General features: G+C 70.4%; 14 protein-coding genes and 1 pseudogene. 11 read left to right on the top strand and 4 right to left on the bottom strand.

Annotation, left to right across the window (positions count from 1 at the left end; genetic code table 11):
* Nucleotides 1–38: 38 nt before the first annotated feature.
* From dnaK to DIZ27_RS07730, 11 genes and pseudogenes are all read left to right on the top strand, one after another.
* Complete coding sequence (gene dnaK / locus DIZ27_RS07780) at nucleotides 39–1,949, top strand: molecular chaperone DnaK (RefSeq protein ID WP_109377555.1); 1,911 nt, start codon at nucleotides 39–41, stop codon at nucleotides 1,947–1,949.
* An 8-nt stretch (nucleotides 1,950–1,957) separates the two neighbouring features.
* Nucleotides 1,958–2,569: a nucleotide exchange factor GrpE gene (locus DIZ27_RS07775; RefSeq protein WP_109377554.1), complete on the top strand. Its 612-nt coding sequence runs from the start codon at nucleotides 1,958–1,960 to the stop codon at nucleotides 2,567–2,569.
* 6 nt (nucleotides 2,570–2,575) lie between these two features.
* The gene (locus DIZ27_RS07770; protein WP_109377553.1) at nucleotides 2,576–3,529 is read left to right on the top strand and encodes a DnaJ C-terminal domain-containing protein; all 954 of its coding nucleotides are present in this window, start codon (nucleotides 2,576–2,578) and stop codon (nucleotides 3,527–3,529) included.
* Nucleotides 3,526–3,933 (top strand): chaperone modulator CbpM, encoded by a 408-nt coding sequence (locus DIZ27_RS07765; protein WP_109377552.1) that lies wholly within the window; start codon nucleotides 3,526–3,528, stop codon nucleotides 3,931–3,933. Before DIZ27_RS07770 ends, DIZ27_RS07765 begins: the two co-directional genes overlap by 4 nt.
* Entirely contained in the window at nucleotides 3,924–6,563 is a 2,640-nt protein-coding gene (clpB, locus tag DIZ27_RS07760) for an ATP-dependent chaperone ClpB (protein WP_109377551.1), read from the top strand. The genes DIZ27_RS07765 and clpB overlap by 10 nt, the downstream gene beginning before the upstream one ends.
* The gene (trxA, locus tag DIZ27_RS07755) at nucleotides 6,560–7,018 is read left to right on the top strand and encodes a thioredoxin (protein WP_109377550.1); all 459 of its coding nucleotides are present in this window, start codon (nucleotides 6,560–6,562) and stop codon (nucleotides 7,016–7,018) included. The genes clpB and trxA overlap by 4 nt, the downstream gene beginning before the upstream one ends.
* Before the next feature lie 5 nt (nucleotides 7,019–7,023).
* Nucleotides 7,024–7,233, top strand: coding sequence for a hypothetical protein (locus DIZ27_RS07750; protein WP_146228913.1), 210 nt, complete (start codon nucleotides 7,024–7,026; stop codon nucleotides 7,231–7,233).
* A gap of 130 nt (nucleotides 7,234–7,363) precedes the next feature.
* Nucleotides 7,364–7,594, top strand: a complete 231-nt coding sequence (locus DIZ27_RS07745; protein WP_109377548.1) for a DUF2267 domain-containing protein — start codon at nucleotides 7,364–7,366, stop codon at nucleotides 7,592–7,594.
* 138 nt (nucleotides 7,595–7,732) lie between these two features.
* Nucleotides 7,733–7,840: pseudogene (locus DIZ27_RS07740) on the top strand (thiol reductase thioredoxin); the annotation flags it as partial.
* A 29-nt stretch (nucleotides 7,841–7,869) separates the two neighbouring features.
* Nucleotides 7,870–8,133 (top strand): UBP-type zinc finger domain-containing protein, encoded by a 264-nt coding sequence (locus DIZ27_RS07735; RefSeq protein WP_109377547.1) that lies wholly within the window; start codon nucleotides 7,870–7,872, stop codon nucleotides 8,131–8,133.
* On the top strand, nucleotides 8,133–9,887 hold the full coding sequence (locus tag DIZ27_RS07730) for a cyclic nucleotide-binding domain-containing thioredoxin-disulfide reductase (protein WP_109377546.1): 1,755 nt from the start codon (nucleotides 8,133–8,135) through the stop codon (nucleotides 9,885–9,887). Before DIZ27_RS07735 ends, DIZ27_RS07730 begins: the two co-directional genes overlap by 1 nt.
* 95 nt (nucleotides 9,888–9,982) lie before the next feature.
* On the opposite strand, the gene DIZ27_RS07725 is transcribed toward DIZ27_RS07730, so the two are convergent.
* The 4 genes from DIZ27_RS07725 to DIZ27_RS07710 all read right to left on the bottom strand — a co-directional run bounded on the left by DIZ27_RS07725 (nucleotide 9,983) and on the right by DIZ27_RS07710 (nucleotide 15,095).
* Nucleotides 9,983–11,158 carry a zinc-dependent alcohol dehydrogenase gene (locus DIZ27_RS07725; protein WP_109377545.1) on the bottom strand — a complete coding sequence of 392 codons (1,176 nt, stop codon included), beginning with the start codon at nucleotides 11,156–11,158 and terminating at the stop codon, nucleotides 9,983–9,985.
* Nucleotides 11,155–12,093 carry an SRPBCC family protein gene (locus tag DIZ27_RS07720; RefSeq protein ID WP_109377544.1) on the bottom strand — a complete coding sequence of 313 codons (939 nt, stop codon included), beginning with the start codon at nucleotides 12,091–12,093 and terminating at the stop codon, nucleotides 11,155–11,157. The genes DIZ27_RS07725 and DIZ27_RS07720 overlap by 4 nt, the downstream gene beginning before the upstream one ends.
* Nucleotides 12,094–12,541: 448 nt before the next feature.
* On the bottom strand, nucleotides 12,542–13,717 hold the full coding sequence (locus tag DIZ27_RS07715) for a glutathione-independent formaldehyde dehydrogenase (protein WP_109377543.1): 1,176 nt from the start codon (nucleotides 13,715–13,717) through the stop codon (nucleotides 12,542–12,544).
* Between the two features lie 256 nt (nucleotides 13,718–13,973).
* On the bottom strand, nucleotides 13,974–15,095 hold the full coding sequence (locus DIZ27_RS07710; RefSeq protein WP_181383423.1) for a hypothetical protein: 1,122 nt from the start codon (nucleotides 15,093–15,095) through the stop codon (nucleotides 13,974–13,976).
* Nucleotides 15,096–16,021 lie beyond the last annotated feature (926 nt).

Below are 16,021 nucleotides of genomic sequence, written 5' to 3'. Positions count from 1 at the left end.
GAAAGTCGGCGCAGGCGCCGGACCGGGAGGAGTTCCTCATGGCGAAGGCAGTGGGCATCGACCTGGGCACCACCAACTCGGTGATCGCCGTGTGGGAGGGCGGCGAGCCGTCCGTCGTGCCCAACAGCGAGGGCAACCGCACGACACCGTCCGTGGTGGCCTTCACCGACACCGGCGAGCGCCTGGTGGGCCAGCTGGCCCGGCGCCAGGCGATCCTCAACCCCAAGGGGACCATTTACTCGGCCAAGCGGTTCATCGGCCGGCACTTCGACGAGATCTCCGACGAGGCCAAGGCGGTGGCGTACGACGTCGTCGAGGGCGACGGCGGGGCGGCCCGCTTCAAGGTGCGCGACAAGCTGTACGCGCCTGAGGAGATCAGCGCACAGGTGCTGCGCAAACTCGCCGACGACGCCTCCAAGCAGCTGGGGGAACGGGTCACGGAGGCGGTCATCACGGTGCCCGCCTACTTCAACGACGCTCAGCGCACCGCCACCAAGGACGCCGGACGGATCGCGGGACTGGAGGTGCTGCGGATCATCAACGAGCCGACGGCGGCCGCCCTCGCGTACGGCATGGACAAGAAGCAGCACGAGACCGTCCTCGTCTTCGACCTGGGCGGCGGCACCTTCGACGTGAGCATCCTCGACGTCGGCGACGGCGTGGTGGAGGTGCGCTCCACCGCCGGCGACAGCCACCTGGGCGGCGACGACTTCGACCGGCGTCTGGTGGATTACCTCGCGGACGACTTCCAGAAGGAGAACGGCATCGACCTGCGCAAGGACCCGCAGGCGCTGCAACGACTGTTCGAGGCGTCGGAGAAGGCCAAGACCGAGCTCAGTTCGGTGACGCAGACGCAGGTCAGCCTGCCGTTCATCACCGCCGACGCCTCGGGCCCCAAGCACCTCACCGACTCGATCATGCGGTCCACGTTCGAGCAGATCACCGGCGACCTGGTGGAGCGTTGCCTGGGACCGCTCCAGCAGGCACTGGCCGACGCCAAGGTCGGCGAGAGCGACATCGACGAGGTCATCCTCGTAGGCGGCTCCACACGTATCCCGGCGGTCCAGGCCCTGGTCCGCCGGCTGACCGGCGGCAAGGAACCCAACATGAGCGTCAACCCCGATGAGGTCGTGGCCCTGGGCGCCGCGATCCAGGCCGGGGTGCTCAAGGGCGAGGTCAAGGACGTCCTGCTGCTCGACGTCACACCCTTGTCGCTGGGCATAGAGACGCGCGGCGGAGTGATGACGAAGATCATCGAGCGGAACACCACCATCCCGGTGCGCCGCACCGAGACCTTCTCCACCGCCGAGGACAACCAGCCGGCCGTCGATGTGGTGGTCCTCCAGGGCGAGCGCGAGCGGGCCGCCGACAACCGGGTGCTCGGCCGGTTCCAGCTCACCGACATCCGGCCGGCGCCGCGGGGCGAACCACAGATCGAGGTCACCTTCGACATCGACGCCAACGGCATCCTCAACGTCAGGGCCCGCGACCGGGACACCGGCAAGGAACAGGGCATCACCATCAGCGAGAGCTCCAACCTGGACCGCAGTGAGGTCGAACGCATGGTCCAGGAGGCCGAGCGCAACCGGGGCCAGGACCAGGCACTCCGCGAGGCCGTCGACGCCCGCAACGAGCTCGACGCCGTCGCCTACCAGGTCGAGAAGCGCCTCGCCGAACTGGGTGACGCAGCGCCCACGCACGAGAAGGCACGCGCCGAGATGCTCGTGTCCGACGCCCGGGCGGCGGTCAAGGAAGAGGCGGGTGTGGAGCGCGTGCGGCCCCTGGCCTCCGAACTCCAGCAGGTGCTCGCCGGGCTGGCGGCCCATCAGGCCGCCGCCACGGGCGGTCCCGGCCAGGACACCACCGGGGGCGGCGCGACCGGTGGCCCGAGTGGCGGTGGCGGTGGCGGTGACGACGACGTCATCGACGCCGAGTTCGACAAGGACTGAGGCGCGCCATGCCCAGCCACCCCCAGGAACCCGACCGGGCCGCGTCGGATCCGGTCGAACCGGTCCCGGAAGGCGCCGTACGCCCTCCTCGCGGGGATTTGCCGCAACCGGGCCCGCCGCCCCGGCCGGAAGCGGCGCCCGACGAACCGGGACCCGACGCCGCCGGCCCCGCACCTGCCGAGGACGAGTACACGACCGCGATCCAGGAACTGGAGGACCGCTGGCGGCGCGCGCTCGCCGACCTCGACAACCTCCGCAAGCGCCACGCCAGGGAACTGGAGCGGGAGCGGACGGTCGAGCGTTCCCGTACGGCCGCCGCCTTCCTGCCCGTCCTGGACAACCTCGAGCTCGCCCTGACCCATGCCGGAGCCGACCCCGGCGCGATCGTGGAGGGCATCCGGACGGTCCACGACCAGGCGGTGAACGTCCTCGAACTGCTCGGCTACCCGCGGCACGCGGAGACCGGCGTCGCCTTCGACCCGGCCCGGCACGAGGTGGTCGGCGTCGTCCAGGACCCCGACGCTCCACCGGGAACCGTCGTCGAGGTGCTGCGCCCGGGCTACGGGGACGGCGAACGGCAGCTCAGGCCCGCCGCCGTGACTGTCGCGAAGCGGGAGTGACCGGTCATGGCACGGGACTTCTACGAGGTGCTGGGCGTGTCGCGGACCGCGAGCCAGGACGAGATCCAGCAGGCATATCGCAAGCTCGCCCGCAATTACCACCCCGACGTCAACAAGGACCCGGGGGCGGAGGAACGCTTCAAGGACCTCAACGAGGCATACAGCGTCTTGTCGGACCCGAAGACCCGGGCCCGTTACGACCGCTTCGGCGAGGACTTCCGCAAGATCCCCGAGGACTTCGACGAACGGGTCGCGGCCGGAGCGGGCGGCGGCTTCCGCGCTCGGAGGACCGCGGGCGCGGGCGGCCCCCGTGTCCGGTACACCACCGGCTTCGGCGACGACTTCGCAGCGGAGGGTGCCGACATCGAGGACCTGCTCGGCTCCATGTTCGGAGCCGGCGCCGCCCAAGGCGGCGTCCCCGGAGCGGACCAGGAGGCCGAACTGCCGCTCACCGTCGAGGAGGCGTACCGAGGCGGCCGTCGCACCGTCACGCTCGCCGGTCCCACCGGGCAGCCGCGGCGATACGAGGTCGTCGTGCCGCCGGGCGTCACCGACGGGCAGCGCATTCGGCTGGCGGGGGAGGGCGGCCGGGGCAATGGTGACGCCCCCGCGGGGGACCTGTACCTGCGGGTGCGTATCCAGCCCCACCCCCGGTTCCGGCTGGACGGCCGCGACGTGTACGTCCAGGTCCCGGTCGCCCCCTGGGAGGCGGCCCTGGGTGCGACCGTACCGGTGCCCACCCCCGGCGGTGGCACGGCCAAGGTCACGGTGCCCGCGGGCTCGTCCAGCGGCCGGCGGCTGCGGCTGCGCGGCGAGGGCATGCCGAACCCGCGCGGCGCGAACGGCGACCTGTACGCCGAACTCCGTGTCATGGTGCCGCCCGCCCTCGGCGACCGGGAGCGCGAACTGTTCGAGGAGCTCGCCGCCACCTCCTCGTTCGACCCCAGGAGGACGCGATGAACGACCGACCCGCGGGAGCGGCAGGCATCGGCCGGGACGGCGTGGGCGCCCGTCCGGTACGGACGGGCGCCGACGTCACCGCCTCGACGGCTGTCCGGTACGCGCTCGTGCCCGCCCCCAGGCTCTCCCTGGACGCCGTGGCCCGTCGCTCGGGCCTCCACCCCGATCTGATCCGCCGGTTCGTCGCCCTCGGCCTGGTCGACGCCGAACGCGACGCCGCGGGGCACCTGGTGTTCGACCCCACGGCGCCGGCAGTCCTCGCCCGCATCCAGCGGCTGCGCTCCGGACTCTGCCTCAACTACGCATCCATCGGCCTGGTGCTCGACCTGCTCGACCGCATCAGCCTGCTCGAAGCCGCCCTGCGCGTCCGCGGCACGAGGAGTGAAACACCACCATGGACATGAACCGTCTCACCCAGAAGTCCCAGGAAGCCCTCCAGGAGGCCCAGACCGCGGCCGTCCGCATGGGACAGACCGAGGTCGACGGGGAACACCTGCTGCTCGCACTTCTCGATCAGGAGGACGGTCTGATCCCGCGGTTGCTGCAAGAGGCCGGCACCGAGCCGAAGGAGCTGCGCGCGGCCGTGCGCGAGGAACTCTCCCGCCGCCCGAAGGTCACCGGCCCCGGCGCGGCACCCGGCCAGGTCTTCGTCACTCAGCGCCTCGCCCGCCTGCTCGATGCCGCCGAACGGGAGGCCAAACGCCTCAAGGACGAGTACGTGTCCGTGGAGCACCTCCTGCTCGCCCTGGCTGAGGAGGGCTCTTCAACCGCCGCCGGGCGGCTGCTCAAGGAGGCCGGCATCACCCGGGACTCGTTCCTGAGCGCGCTCACCCAGGTCCGCGGCAACCAGCGCGTCACCTCGGCCAACCCCGAAGTGGCCTACGAGGCTCTGGAGAAGTACGGCCGCGATCTCGTCGCCGAGGCCAGGGACGGCAGGCTCGACCCGGTCATCGGCCGGGATGCCGAGATCCGCCGCGTCACCCAGATCCTCAGCCGCAAGTCCAAGAACAACCCGGTCCTCATCGGCGACCCCGGCGTCGGCAAGACCGCCATCGTCGAGGGCCTCGCCCAGCGCATCGTCCGCGGCGACGTGCCCGAAGGACTGCGCGACAAGACTGTGTTCGCCCTCGACATGGGCTCCCTGGTCGCCGGCGCCAAGTACCGCGGTGAGTTCGAGGAACGCCTCAAGGCCGTGCTCAGCGAGGTCAAGGCCGCCCAGGGGCGCATCCTGCTCTTCGTCGACGAACTGCACACCGTCGTCGGCGCGGGCGCCGCCGAAGGGGCCATGGACGCGGGCAACATGCTCAAGCCGATGCTCGCCCGCGGCGAACTGCACATGATCGGCGCCACCACCCTCGACGAGTACCGCAAGCGCATCGAGAAGGACGCCGCCCTCGAACGCCGCTTCCAGCAGGTGCTGGTCGACGAGCCGAGCGTGGAGGACACCATCTCCATCCTGCGCGGACTGCGCGAACGCCTGGAGGTCTTCCACGGCGTGAAGATCCAGGACACCGCGCTGGTCTCCGCGGCCACCCTCAGCCACCGCTACATCACCGACCGGTTCCTGCCCGACAAGGCCATCGACCTCGTCGACGAGGCGTGCGCCCGGCTGCGTACCGAGATCGACTCCATGCCCGCCGAACTCGACGAGATCACCCGCCGCGTCACCCGCCTGGAGATCGAGGAGGCGGCCCTGTCCAAGGAGACCGATCCCGCCAGTAAAACCCGCCTGGAGGAACTGCGCAGGGAACTGGCCGACCTGCGCGGCGAGGCCGACGCCAAACGCGCCCAGTGGGAGGCCGAACGGCAGGCGATCCGCCGCGTGCAGGAACTGCGCCAGGAACTGGAGCAGGTCCGCCACGAGGCGGAGGAGGCCGAACGCGCCTACGACCTCAACCGCGCCGCCGAACTCCGCTACGGCCGCCTCCAGGACCTGGAGCGCCGACTCGCCGCAGAGGAGGACCAACTGGCCGCCAAACAAGGGGAAAACCGGCTGCTGCGCGAGGTCGTCACCGAGGAGGAGATCGCCGAGATCGTCGCCGCCTGGACCGGCATCCCGGTCGCCCGCCTCCAGGAGGGCGAACGCGAGAAACTGCTGCGCCTCGACGAGATCCTGCGCGAGCGCGTCATCGGCCAGGACGAGGCCGTCAAGCTCGTCGCCGACGCCATCATCCGCGCCCGCTCCGGCATCCGCGACCCTCGCCGCCCCATCGGCTCGTTCATCTTCCTCGGCCCCACCGGCGTCGGGAAGACCGAGCTGGCCAAGACCCTCGCCCGGGCCCTGTTCGACTCCGAGGAGAACATGGTCCGCCTCGACATGAGTGAGTACCAGGAGCGGCACACCGTCAGCCGGCTCATGGGCGCACCGCCCGGATACGTCGGCTACGAGGAAGGCGGCCAGCTCACCGAGGCCGTACGCCGCAAGCCGTACTCGGTTGTGCTGTTCGACGAGATCGAGAAGGCGCACACCGATGTCTTCAACACCCTGCTGCAGATCCTCGACGACGGCCGCATCACCGATGCTCAGGGCCACACCGTCGACTTCCGCAACACCGTGATCATCATGACGTCCAACATCGGCTCCGAGCACCTCCTCGACGGCGCCACCGCCGAGGGTGAGATCAAGCCGGACGCCCGCGCCCTGGTGATGGGCGAGCTGCGCGGGCACTTCCGCCCGGAGTTCCTCAACCGCGTCGACGACATCGTGCTGTTCAAACCGCTCGGTGAGCGCCAGATCGAGCGGATCGTGGAGCTGCAGTTCGACGAGCTGCGGCAGCGGGTCGCCGAACGCCGCATCACCGTCGAACTCACCGATGCAGCACGCGAGTTGATCGCCCACCAGGGCTACGACCCGGTGTACGGGGCCCGTCCGCTGCGGCGCTACATCTCCCACGAGGTCGAGACACTGGTCGGGCGCGCGCTGCTGCGCGGCGACGTCCAGGACGGCGCGACGGTCCGCGTCGACGCCGAGCACGGAGAGCTGGTGGTCACCTACGACCAGCAGGAGGGGGCCCGGGAAGCGAGGGCGGCGTGAACACCACCCGGACGACGACGGTGACCTGCCCGAAGTGCGGGCGCGGCAACCGGATTCCCGTGGCCGCCGAGGGCCGCCCCCAATGCGGCCACTGCAAGCAGTCCCTGCCCTGGATCGTCGACGCGGGCGACGACGACTTCGCAGAGGTCGCCGACAACGCCGCCCAGCCCGTCGTCGTCGACCTCTGGGCCACCTGGTGCGGCCCCTGCCGCATGGTCAGCCCCGCCCTCGAACAGGTCGCCCGCGACCTCGCCGGACGGATCAAGCTCGTCAAGGTCGACGTCGACAAGAACCCGCGGCTCAGCCGGCGGTTCGAGGTGCAGGCGGTGCCGACCCTGCTCGTCCTGGACCAGGGCGAGACGGTCGCCCGGCAGGCCGGGGCGGCACCCGCGCACGTCCTGCGCTCGTGGGTCGAGCAGGCGATGGCGAGCCGGCAAACCACTGCAGGAGGGTGAACACGATGGACCGGCCACCGCGGAAGCCCTACGAAACCGCAGTACGGAACTGCACGTCCCTCGGGACCGGACTGCCCGGGGTCTTCGCGGCGGGCGACGTCCGCCGCGGCTCCGCGAAGCGGGTCGCCTCCGCGGTCGGCGAGGGAGCGATGGCCGTCCATCACGTCCACGAACACCTCGGCCATACCGCCGTCGGCTCGGCGATCGAGGTGTGAACCATGACCGCCTCCACGGAAACAGGCACCTTCGCCCGGCCAGTCCGCCGCGCCGGGCGAAGAAGGCGGTACTGCCGCGAACCCACGTCCGTCGACGGGGCCGCGCACTTCGGGGCGGCAGCTTCCGACCCTGATCCGCGGCGTCTACTGCGACGGATGGAAGCCGTCCGAGACACCAGTGAAGCTGAGCGGCGAGGAATTCCTCCAGCGCGCCCGGGAGGACTTTCCCTACGCGGTCGACGGCGGCATCGAACGAGTCGTGCACACCGTGCTGGAGGCTCTGGAACGCCACGTCAGCGAAGGCGAGTGGGACCACCTCAGATCCGGTCTGCCGAACTCGCCGGCCTTCGTACTGCCGTAGCCGCTCGGCGGCACCCGAACCGCCGACCAGGAACGAGGGTGCGCCACGGTGCGCAAGAAAAGTCCGAGGCTGCGGAAAAGGCCAAGACCGAGCTGAACTCGGTGCCCCGAACACCAGCTCGCCGACGCGCTCAAGGTCGACATCGACCGGTCGCCGGCGCTCGCGCAGCGGTTCCAGGTCACGGCCGTGCCGACCCTGGTCCTGTTCGACACGGGAGCGGAGGAGACCATCGCGGGCCGCGGCTGAGCAGTCCCATTCACGGAAGGAGAACCCTCATGGCCACGATTCCCGACCCGCACCTGGCAATGGTGCGCCCAGTGACGCCGCGTACCCCGGAGGGCTGCGAGGAGTGCCTCATGGAGCATTCCCCGTGGGTGCACCTGCGGCTCTGCCTCACCTGCGGGCACGTCGGCTGCTGCGACTCCTCGCCCCTCAAGCACGCCAGGCGGCACGCGGGCAGCGCCGGTCACCCCGTCGTGCAGTCCTTCCAGCCGGGAGAGGACTGGCGCTGGTGCTACGTCCACGAGGTCCTGGTCTGATGAACACGGCCGAGCACAAGCATGGTGCGGTCCGCGAGACACCGGACCGGTACGGGGCGTTCCCGCGCCTGACACCGGAGCAGCTCCAGCACCTGACCGCGCACGGTGAGCGCCGCAGGACCGCCGAGGGCGAGGTGCTGTACCAGGAGGGCGAGCCGTTCCGGGAGTTCCTCGCGATCCTCAGCGGGACCGTCGAGATCCTCCACGACCACGGCGGGCCCGACGAGCGCACGGTGGCGGTGCACGGACCCGGCAGGTTCCTGGGTGAACTCGGGCTGCTGGAGGGCCAGGCGGCGTTCGACACCGCCGTGGCGCGCGGGGCGGGCGAGATCCTGGCCGTACCGGTGGAGCGGCAACGCGCCCTGGTCGGCCGCGACCCCGTCCTCGGCGACCTGATCCTCCGCGCTTACCTGGGCCGCAGGTATCTGCTCATCGGCCTCGGCGCCGGCTTCCGGATCCTGGGGTCGTGTTATTCACCGGACACGCTGCGGCTGCGTGAGTTCGCCGCCCGCAACCGGCTGCCCCACCGCTGGGTGGATCTGGAGAAGGACAAGGAGGCGGAGGCGCTGCTGCGTCGGTTCGCCATCCGTCCCGAGGAGACTCCGGTAGTCCTCTGGAAGGGCGAGCGGGTGCTGCGCAATCCGAGCAACGCCGAACTCGCCCGGCTCATCGGGCTGCCCGCCCCCTCGCCGGAGGCCGGGCGGTACGACGTCATGGTGATCGGTGCGGGCCCCGCGGGACTCGCCGCCGCCGTGTACGGTGCCTCCGACGGCCTCACCACGGTCACCGTCGACGCCGTGGCCACCGGAGGCCAGGCCGGTACCTCGTCTCGAATCGAGAACTACCTTGGCTTCCCGTCGGGCATCTCCGGGGGCGAGCTCATCGAACGCGCGGTGCTCCAGGCCCACAAGTTCGGCGCCCGCCTCATGGTGCCGGCCCAGGTCAGCGGGCTCACCCCGCAGGACGACGAGTACGTAGTCACCTTCACAGACGGGTCCCGGGCCCGGGCGGGCTCCGTGGTGCTCGCCTCGGGCGTGTGGTACCGCAGGCTCGAGGTGCCCGGCATCGACCGCCTGGAGGGTATCAGCGTCTACTACGCGGCGACGGTCCACGAGGCCAGTCTCTGCCAGGCGGACCCGGTCGCCGTGGTCGGCGGCGGGAACTCCGCCGGGCAGGCGGCGCTGTTCCTCGCGAACCACGCGTCCAGGGTCCACCTCCTCGTCCGGGGCGGTGACCTCAACGCGGACATGTCACGCTACCTGGTGGACCAGGTGGAACGGCACCCGAAGATCGAGGTACTGCTCCACACCGAAGTCCGGGGCGTCTCCGGGGAGGAGAAGCTGGAGTCGCTGATCGTGGAGGACAACGCAAGCAGTGAGCGCCGTGAGCTGCGGGCCGCGGCGCTGTTCGTGTTCATCGGGGCCCGGCCGCGCACGGAATGGCTCAGGGGCGTGCTGGCCCTGGACGAGAAGGGCTTCGTCCTCACCGGCGCCGACGCCCAGGCGGCGGCCGACGCGACCCGGTGGGCCTCGCTCGGCCGTGGTCCTTTGCTGCTGGAGACCACCCTTCCCGGGGTCTTCGCCGCCGGCGACGTCAGAAGCGGCTCGGTCAAACGGGTGGCCTCGGCGGCCGGTGAGGGTGCCATGGCGATCCGCCTCGTGCACGAGCACCGGGAGCAGACGGGCAACCTGGTTCGCACCGCTGGCCCCGAGGGGCGTCGGCCGGTGGCGGGCCGGTCCGTGTCCTGGCGCTGACCCTCCCCCTGACGGACCCCGGAGGCGGCCCGACCCACCACACGGTCGTCCTCCCAGCCGGCGCCCAGCGCACCGCTGACGGTTCCGCGCGGCCCTCACGGCGTGAGGACGACCTTCTCGCAGCGGTCCTTCTTGTTCTTGAACAGGTCGTAGCCGGTCACTGCCTCGCTCAGGGGCAGCCGGTGGGTGATGACCCTGGTGGGGTCGATCTTGCCCTGCTCGATCAGACCCAGCAGCGGCTTCATGTACTTCTGCACATGGCACTGCCCGGTGCGCAGGGTCAGGGACCTGTTCATCCAGGCACCCGCCGGGAACTTGTCGATCAGCCCGCCGTAGACGCCGATGACCGACACCACGCCGCCGCTCCGGCAGGACAGGATGGCCTGGCGCAGCGCGTGCGGCCGGTCGGTCTCGGAGCGGACCGCCTGCTTGGCCCGGTCGTAGAGGTGGACGTGGGAGGCACCGTGTGTGGCCTCCAGCCCGACCGCGTCGATGCACTTGTCGGGGCCCCGGCCGCCGGTGAGTTTCAGCAGCGCCGACCGTACGTCCACGTCCTCGAAGTCGATGGTGGTGTAGCCCTGGGCGGCGGCCATGTCGAGCCGGTAGTTCTCCTTGTCGATCGCGATGACCTTCTCCGCGCCCAGGACCCGGGCGCTGTCCATGGCGAACTGGCCGACCGGCCCGGCGCCCCAGACGGCGACGACGTCACCTTCCTGGATGTCGCACATCTCGGCGCCCATGTACCCGGTCGGCAGGATGTCGGACAGGAACAGCACCTGCTCGTCGCTGAGGTCCGACTCGATTTTGAGGGCGTTGGCGTCGGCGAGCACCACGCGGGCGTACTCGGCCTGGCCGCCGGCGAAGCCGCCGGTGAGGTGGGAGTAGCCGTAGATGCCGGCGGTGGGGTGGCCGAAGAGCTTCTCCGAGATGCCGGCGTTGGGGTTGCTGTTCTCGCAGCACGAGTACAGCTCCGCGCGGCACGCCCCGCAGGCGCCGCAGGCGATCGGGAAGGGCACGACGACCCGGTCGCCGACGCGCAGTTTGTCATCGCTGATGCCGGGGCCGACCTCGACGACCTCTCCCATGAACTCGTGGCCCAGAATGTCGCCCTTTTCCATGGTGGGGACGTAGCCGTCGACCAGGTGGAGGTCGGAGCCGCAGATCGCCGTCGAGGTGATCTTCACGATGGCGTCGCGGCTGTTCAGGATCGACGGTTCGGGGACGTCCTGCACCTCGACCGAGTTGCGTCCCGTCCAACAGTTCGCCTTCATGCCAGGGCCTCCTTCAGTTCGTCCTCGGTCAGCGGTCGGGCCGGGTGCTGCGGGAACTCCCCGCGGGCCCGCTTGCCGCCGGGTGCGCCTTCGGAGCGGACGACCTCACCGGTCTCCGCGATCTGCTTGAAGCGGCGCAGGTCGTCGTCCAGCTGCTGGTGCGGTTCCTCGCCGAAGTAGCGCGCCGCGGCCTCGCCCAGCGCCCCGCCGGGCAGGTCGTAGCGCAGGGTCACCCGGATCTCCGTGCCCCGGTCGCCGGGGGCAGGCACGAAGCGGACCTCGCCGGAGTTGCCGATGTCGGCACCGTCCACCGACCGCCAGGCGATCAGCTGGCCGGGGACGTCCTGAGTGGTCTCGGCGTCCCATTCGACCGCCTTGCCGAACGGCGCGCCGGCCCGCCAGTGGGTGGTGCGCGGGCCGGTGACGCGCACCTCGTCCAGGTGCGCCATGAAGTCCGGCAGTCGCTCCAGGTCGCTCCAGAGGGCGTAGGCCTCGTCCGGAGGTTGGGTGACGGTGGTGGCCGCGGTCAGTTCCATGGGGGTGCTCCTACGGGTGCGGGTCACGGCCGCGTAGACGTCCGTGGCCGTGATGGCGGTGACCGCGGCGGTCGCGGCAACGGTGCGGCCGAGGCCGCGACCGTTGTGGTTCCTCAGGGCCCGGGCCAGCATCGTCAGATCCATGAGGTCGCCGCCGACGCGGCCCCAGAGCCAGGCGGGATGGGGCCGCCCCAGCAGCCCGGTCGCCGCCGCCAGCTCGCGCACACCGACGGCGGTCGTGGCCGAGCGGTGCCGGGAGGTGTCGTCCACGCCCAGGGCCCGGGCGAAGCCCGCCGGGGCGGCGACCTGGGGCACACCCAGGAGCGCGCTGGCCCAGCCGAGGCCACGTACGAGCGGATCGTGCCGGAGGCGGGAGGTGGAGCGGGTGTCTGTCTTCATGGGTGCTCCCCACGTGCGGTGAGGTGAACGGAAGGCGTCGGGTCACTCGAGCGAGAAGGCGAAGCGCGCATAGCAGACAATTCCGGAGTTTCCGCTTGGCCCGCATTCAATCCTCAACTCCCGTCACCCGAACCGGCGCAGCCGTCCGGTCGCGGCGTGGACGTGACGCGCGCCAGGGGCTTGACGGGTGTTATCACCGGCGAATCCATGGCTTTGACTTCAGGAGCGGGTTCAGACCCGGCCTGTCGAGTACGCGCCCGTCAAGCTGGGCGGGCGGGGGTCCGCCATCCGTCCTACCGGGCCGGACGCGGCCGATCGCCGCTGGTTCAGGTCCGACCGGGGCTCAGGCGACAACTGCCCGTCCAACCCCGGCCGAAGCCAGGGCCGATCGCCGCCCGCCGGCCGGACCGGTCCGGGGGAGCAAGGCGGACGGCGGCCCTCGGGTCCCTCACCGCTTGTGGCCGTTCCCGTGTCCGTCGGGATGCAGGACCACCTTGGTCCAGCCCTCGTCACGGGCGTCGAAGTGCTCGTAGGCGGTGGGGGCCTCGTCCAGGCTGAGCTCGTGGGAGACGACGAAGCTCGGCTTCGCCTTCTCGCCGGCGATCAGGTCCCGCAGCGCCCGGTTGTACTTCTTCACCGGCGCCTGCCCGGTGCCCATGCGCTGGCCCTTGAACCACATCATGCCGAAGTCGATCGGGACCTTGCCCTGCGCCTCCAGTTCCCCCTGGGCCTCCGCGCCGCCGGGGTCCTGGGGCAGAAACACGCCCACCACGCCGATGTCGCCCGTGAACCTGACCGAGTCGATCAGGCCGTTGAGCGTGAGGCTGGCGTCCTCGTGTCCCTCGGGGTCGTGCGCCTGGTAGCCGACGCATTCACAGCCGTTGTCGGCGCCCAGACCGAGGGTGGCCTCCTTGACGACCTCCGCCGGCTTCTGCTCGGCGGTGTTGATCGGGATGGCCCCGATCTCCTCCGCCTTGCGCAGCCGGTCGGGCTGGTGGTCGGCCACCCAGACGCGGCCGGCGCCCTTGAGGAGGGCCGAGTAGGTCGCCATCAGCCCGACGGGACCGGCCCCGAAGACGATCGTCTGGTCGCCCGGTTTGACGCCGGCCATCTCGGTGGCGTGATACCCAGTGGGGAAGATGTCGGCGAGCATCACGTAGTCGGTCTGCCGGTCGGCGGCGTCCTCGCCCAGACGCAGCGCGTTGAAGTCGCCGTAGGGCACGCGCAGCAGCTCCGCCTGGCCGCCCTGGTAGGAGCCCATGTCGGCGAATCCGTAGGCGGCTCCGGCGAGGGCCGGTTCCGGCTGCATGGTCAGGCAGTAGTTGGTCAGACCCCGCTCGCACTGCTTGCAGAAGCCGCAGGCGATGTTGAAGGGCAGGACCACATACTCGCCGACCTGGACCTTGCGGACGGCCGAGCCGACCTCCACGACCTGGCCCATGTTCTCGTGTCCCAGGGTGCGGCCGGACTCGAACGAGGTGCGGCCCTCGTACATGTGCAGGTCCGAACCGCAGATGTTGGTGGCGGTGATCTTGACGATGATGTCGCAGGGGTGTTCGATCTTCGCGTCCGGTACGTCCTTCACCGTGACCGTTCGCGGTCCTTCATATACCGCTGCTTTCATGATGACTTCCCTCGGTGTCGCGGCATGACCGCGGCACGGCGGTGATAGAGACGGCGCAAAGAGCCTGCCTCTCGGAAGTTGGTGCGACGGGGTCCGCGGCTCCGGCACGCCTCTGCGGGCCGTTCACCCGGATCAGGTGGAACGGTGGTGCCGCCGCCGGCCCGCCAGGCGGAGCTTCGGCGGCGTAACGTCCGGGTCCCCGTCGGCCCCCGACGCGAAACGACCACGCACCGATCGATCAGCTGATGAAAACGAACTAGTCACCGTGGTCGTCCTGCAGCACGCGGCGACGTTCCTGTTCGCGCTTGGAGTAGGCGGCTGCCCGGATCGCTTCGTCGCTCTCCAAGCCTGATCCGAGCGCGCCGCCCACCGTGGCGACCGAAGCGACGAACCAGGACAACGTCCAGTACTCCGTAGCGTGCAGCGGGGTCCGTGTCATGGAAGCGAACACTCGGTCGTTGAGGATGAACAGCGCCCACACCAAGTTGATGACCATCAAACCCACGTAGCAGACGAGCACCCCGATACCCACGGTCACGACCGTCGAGGCGTTGTAGAGCCGCGCCCTCAGCCTCGCCTCCCGTGAAACCTCTGTCGAGCGATCCCACAGCTGCGCGTCCACGATCAGCCAGCCGATCATGAGCCCGACCGACCCGACCATGGCGATCACGAGGCGCGGCGTGCTCAGGGCCTCGGCCAGGCTCCAAGTGGTGGAGTTCACGGTGGCGACGGCCCCCGTGGCGAGTGCGGCCGCCAGGGCTTTCGACAGACCCGGCACCAACCGCCACGGCCGGTTGGCGCGGACCATACCGACGAGCATCCTGAGGTAACCGCGCGGCCCGCTGACGACGTACCGCAGATCGGCGGTCTCCTGTTCACCGACCGGGCCCGGATGGATAGGCGCAAGACGACCGGCAAAGGGCCCCAGAAGCGGCTGACTCTGCGGAGGTCCTTCAGCCCCAGTGGCTCGCGGACCCGCCAAGCTGAGCACGGCTTCTTCCACCGCCCGCCGGGCCCTCGTCTGCAGACGCAGGCCCCCCAGCGAAGGGAGGGAGAGCAGCGCCAGGCCGTGTTCGTGACTCAGATCCACAACGAGCTTGCGCCCGTGTGAGTGCAGCGGAAGGTCGGTGAGGGCCACGACGATGTCCCAGTTCTCCGCACCTCCGCGGTCCATCATCCGGCGCATCAAGGTGGGCGGGTCCTCCGTCCCCGAGGTGAAGGGCTCACTGACCACCTCGACCTCGAACCGTCGCCCCTGGCTCGACTTGTCGGAGAGCCGATCAGGAAGTGTCCGGGCCATGCGCTGCGCGATCTCCGTCGGCGCGTCCGGATCCGCCAGGAGAGCCACGACCGTAACGCCCTGCGACGACACCCGCATGACCGGACCCTTCTCGTCGGCTGCCCCCGCGATCGCAAGTGCCCACAGGATGCCCCCGGGGTGGCGTCGGCGCCACGTGACACGCTGGCCCCCGCCGGCAGGTGCAGGCGGTACGGCCAGATCTCCTCGTCCTCCCAGTACAGGGCCTGCTCTCACCACCAAGGTCACGACCGCGTGCGTCACCGCGAACACCCGCTCCGGCACCACCCCGGCCCGCACCACACGCCGCGCCACCGGCCGCCCGTTCGGTGTCCAACCCGGAAGGACGGATCGGTCCGTGCCCACTGCACGTCAGACAACGGCACACCCAAACCAACGACCGGCTGATCCAAACGAAACGGCCCAGCCGCCCAGCTCGAACGTGTTCAGCACACACGAGGTCGAGAAAGCTCGTGCACACGTGAGAACTTGGGAGCACCTTTTCGCAGCCCACGCGCCCCACCGCCGACGTTACCCCAGGTCACGACCCTCACCTGGGGAAACTCCCTGAAGCGGGTGTCGCAGATAGGGCGCTTCGACAGCGCAGGCGACCTCGGCCACGCAGTAGGTGCGGCTCGGCCGCTCCAGGGCACATCCAGGGCACATGAGCCTGGAAAACGGCGTTGACCGGTGAGAACTACGTAGAAAATTTTTCCCAGGTCAACGCACATTCCCCCATAAGACCCCAGGTCAGCGCCCCGCCCCTCCCATTCGCTGCACGAGTGGCAGGACTTCTCGCACCGGCTGCACGAGGCGGGGCACCAGGCGTACTGCCTGGTCTGGCCCTGAGCCGGGGTTCCTTGGTCGTCGGGCGGGGTTTTCGGACCCCCGCCCTCCGCATGTCCGGAAGGGGCCCGCCGGGTGCCGGGGCGCACCGAGGGCACAGCCGAGGGTGCGCGGGTCCGGCGAAGGGGGCGATATGCCCCGGCTTGTGAGGCCGGGTCACG

Source organism: Streptomyces sp. NWU339 (assembly GCF_003143855.1).
Taxonomy (GTDB): Bacteria; Actinomycetota; Actinomycetes; order Streptomycetales; family Streptomycetaceae; genus Streptomyces.
This window is presented reverse-complemented; position numbering and strand designations above follow the sequence as displayed.

Excerpts from the sequence above, each read along its gene's own strand:
- dnaK (WP_109377555.1), top strand. The coding sequence starts at position 39 with ATGGCGAAGGCAGTGGGCATCGACCTGGGCACCACCAACTCGGTGATC.
- DIZ27_RS07775 (WP_109377554.1), top strand. The coding sequence starts at position 1,958 with ATGCCCAGCCACCCCCAGGAACCCGACCGGGCCGCGTCGGATCCGGTC.
- DIZ27_RS07770 (WP_109377553.1), top strand. The coding sequence starts at position 2,576 with ATGGCACGGGACTTCTACGAGGTGCTGGGCGTGTCGCGGACCGCGAGC.
- DIZ27_RS07765 (WP_109377552.1), top strand. The coding sequence starts at position 3,526 with ATGAACGACCGACCCGCGGGAGCGGCAGGCATCGGCCGGGACGGCGTG.
- clpB (WP_109377551.1), top strand. The coding sequence starts at position 3,924 with ATGGACATGAACCGTCTCACCCAGAAGTCCCAGGAAGCCCTCCAGGAG.
- DIZ27_RS07750 (WP_146228913.1), top strand. The coding sequence starts at position 7,024 with ATGGACCGGCCACCGCGGAAGCCCTACGAAACCGCAGTACGGAACTGC.
- DIZ27_RS07735 (WP_109377547.1), top strand. The coding sequence starts at position 7,870 with ATGGCCACGATTCCCGACCCGCACCTGGCAATGGTGCGCCCAGTGACG.
- DIZ27_RS07730 (WP_109377546.1), top strand. The coding sequence starts at position 8,133 with ATGAACACGGCCGAGCACAAGCATGGTGCGGTCCGCGAGACACCGGAC.
- DIZ27_RS07725 (WP_109377545.1), bottom strand. The coding sequence starts at position 11,158 with ATGAAGGCGAACTGTTGGACGGGACGCAACTCGGTCGAGGTGCAGGAC.
- DIZ27_RS07720 (WP_109377544.1), bottom strand. The coding sequence starts at position 12,093 with ATGAAGACAGACACCCGCTCCACCTCCCGCCTCCGGCACGATCCGCTC.
- DIZ27_RS07715 (WP_109377543.1), bottom strand. The coding sequence starts at position 13,717 with ATGAAAGCAGCGGTATATGAAGGACCGCGAACGGTCACGGTGAAGGAC.
- DIZ27_RS07710 (WP_181383423.1), bottom strand. The coding sequence starts at position 15,095 with ATGCGGGTGTCGTCGCAGGGCGTTACGGTCGTGGCTCTCCTGGCGGAT.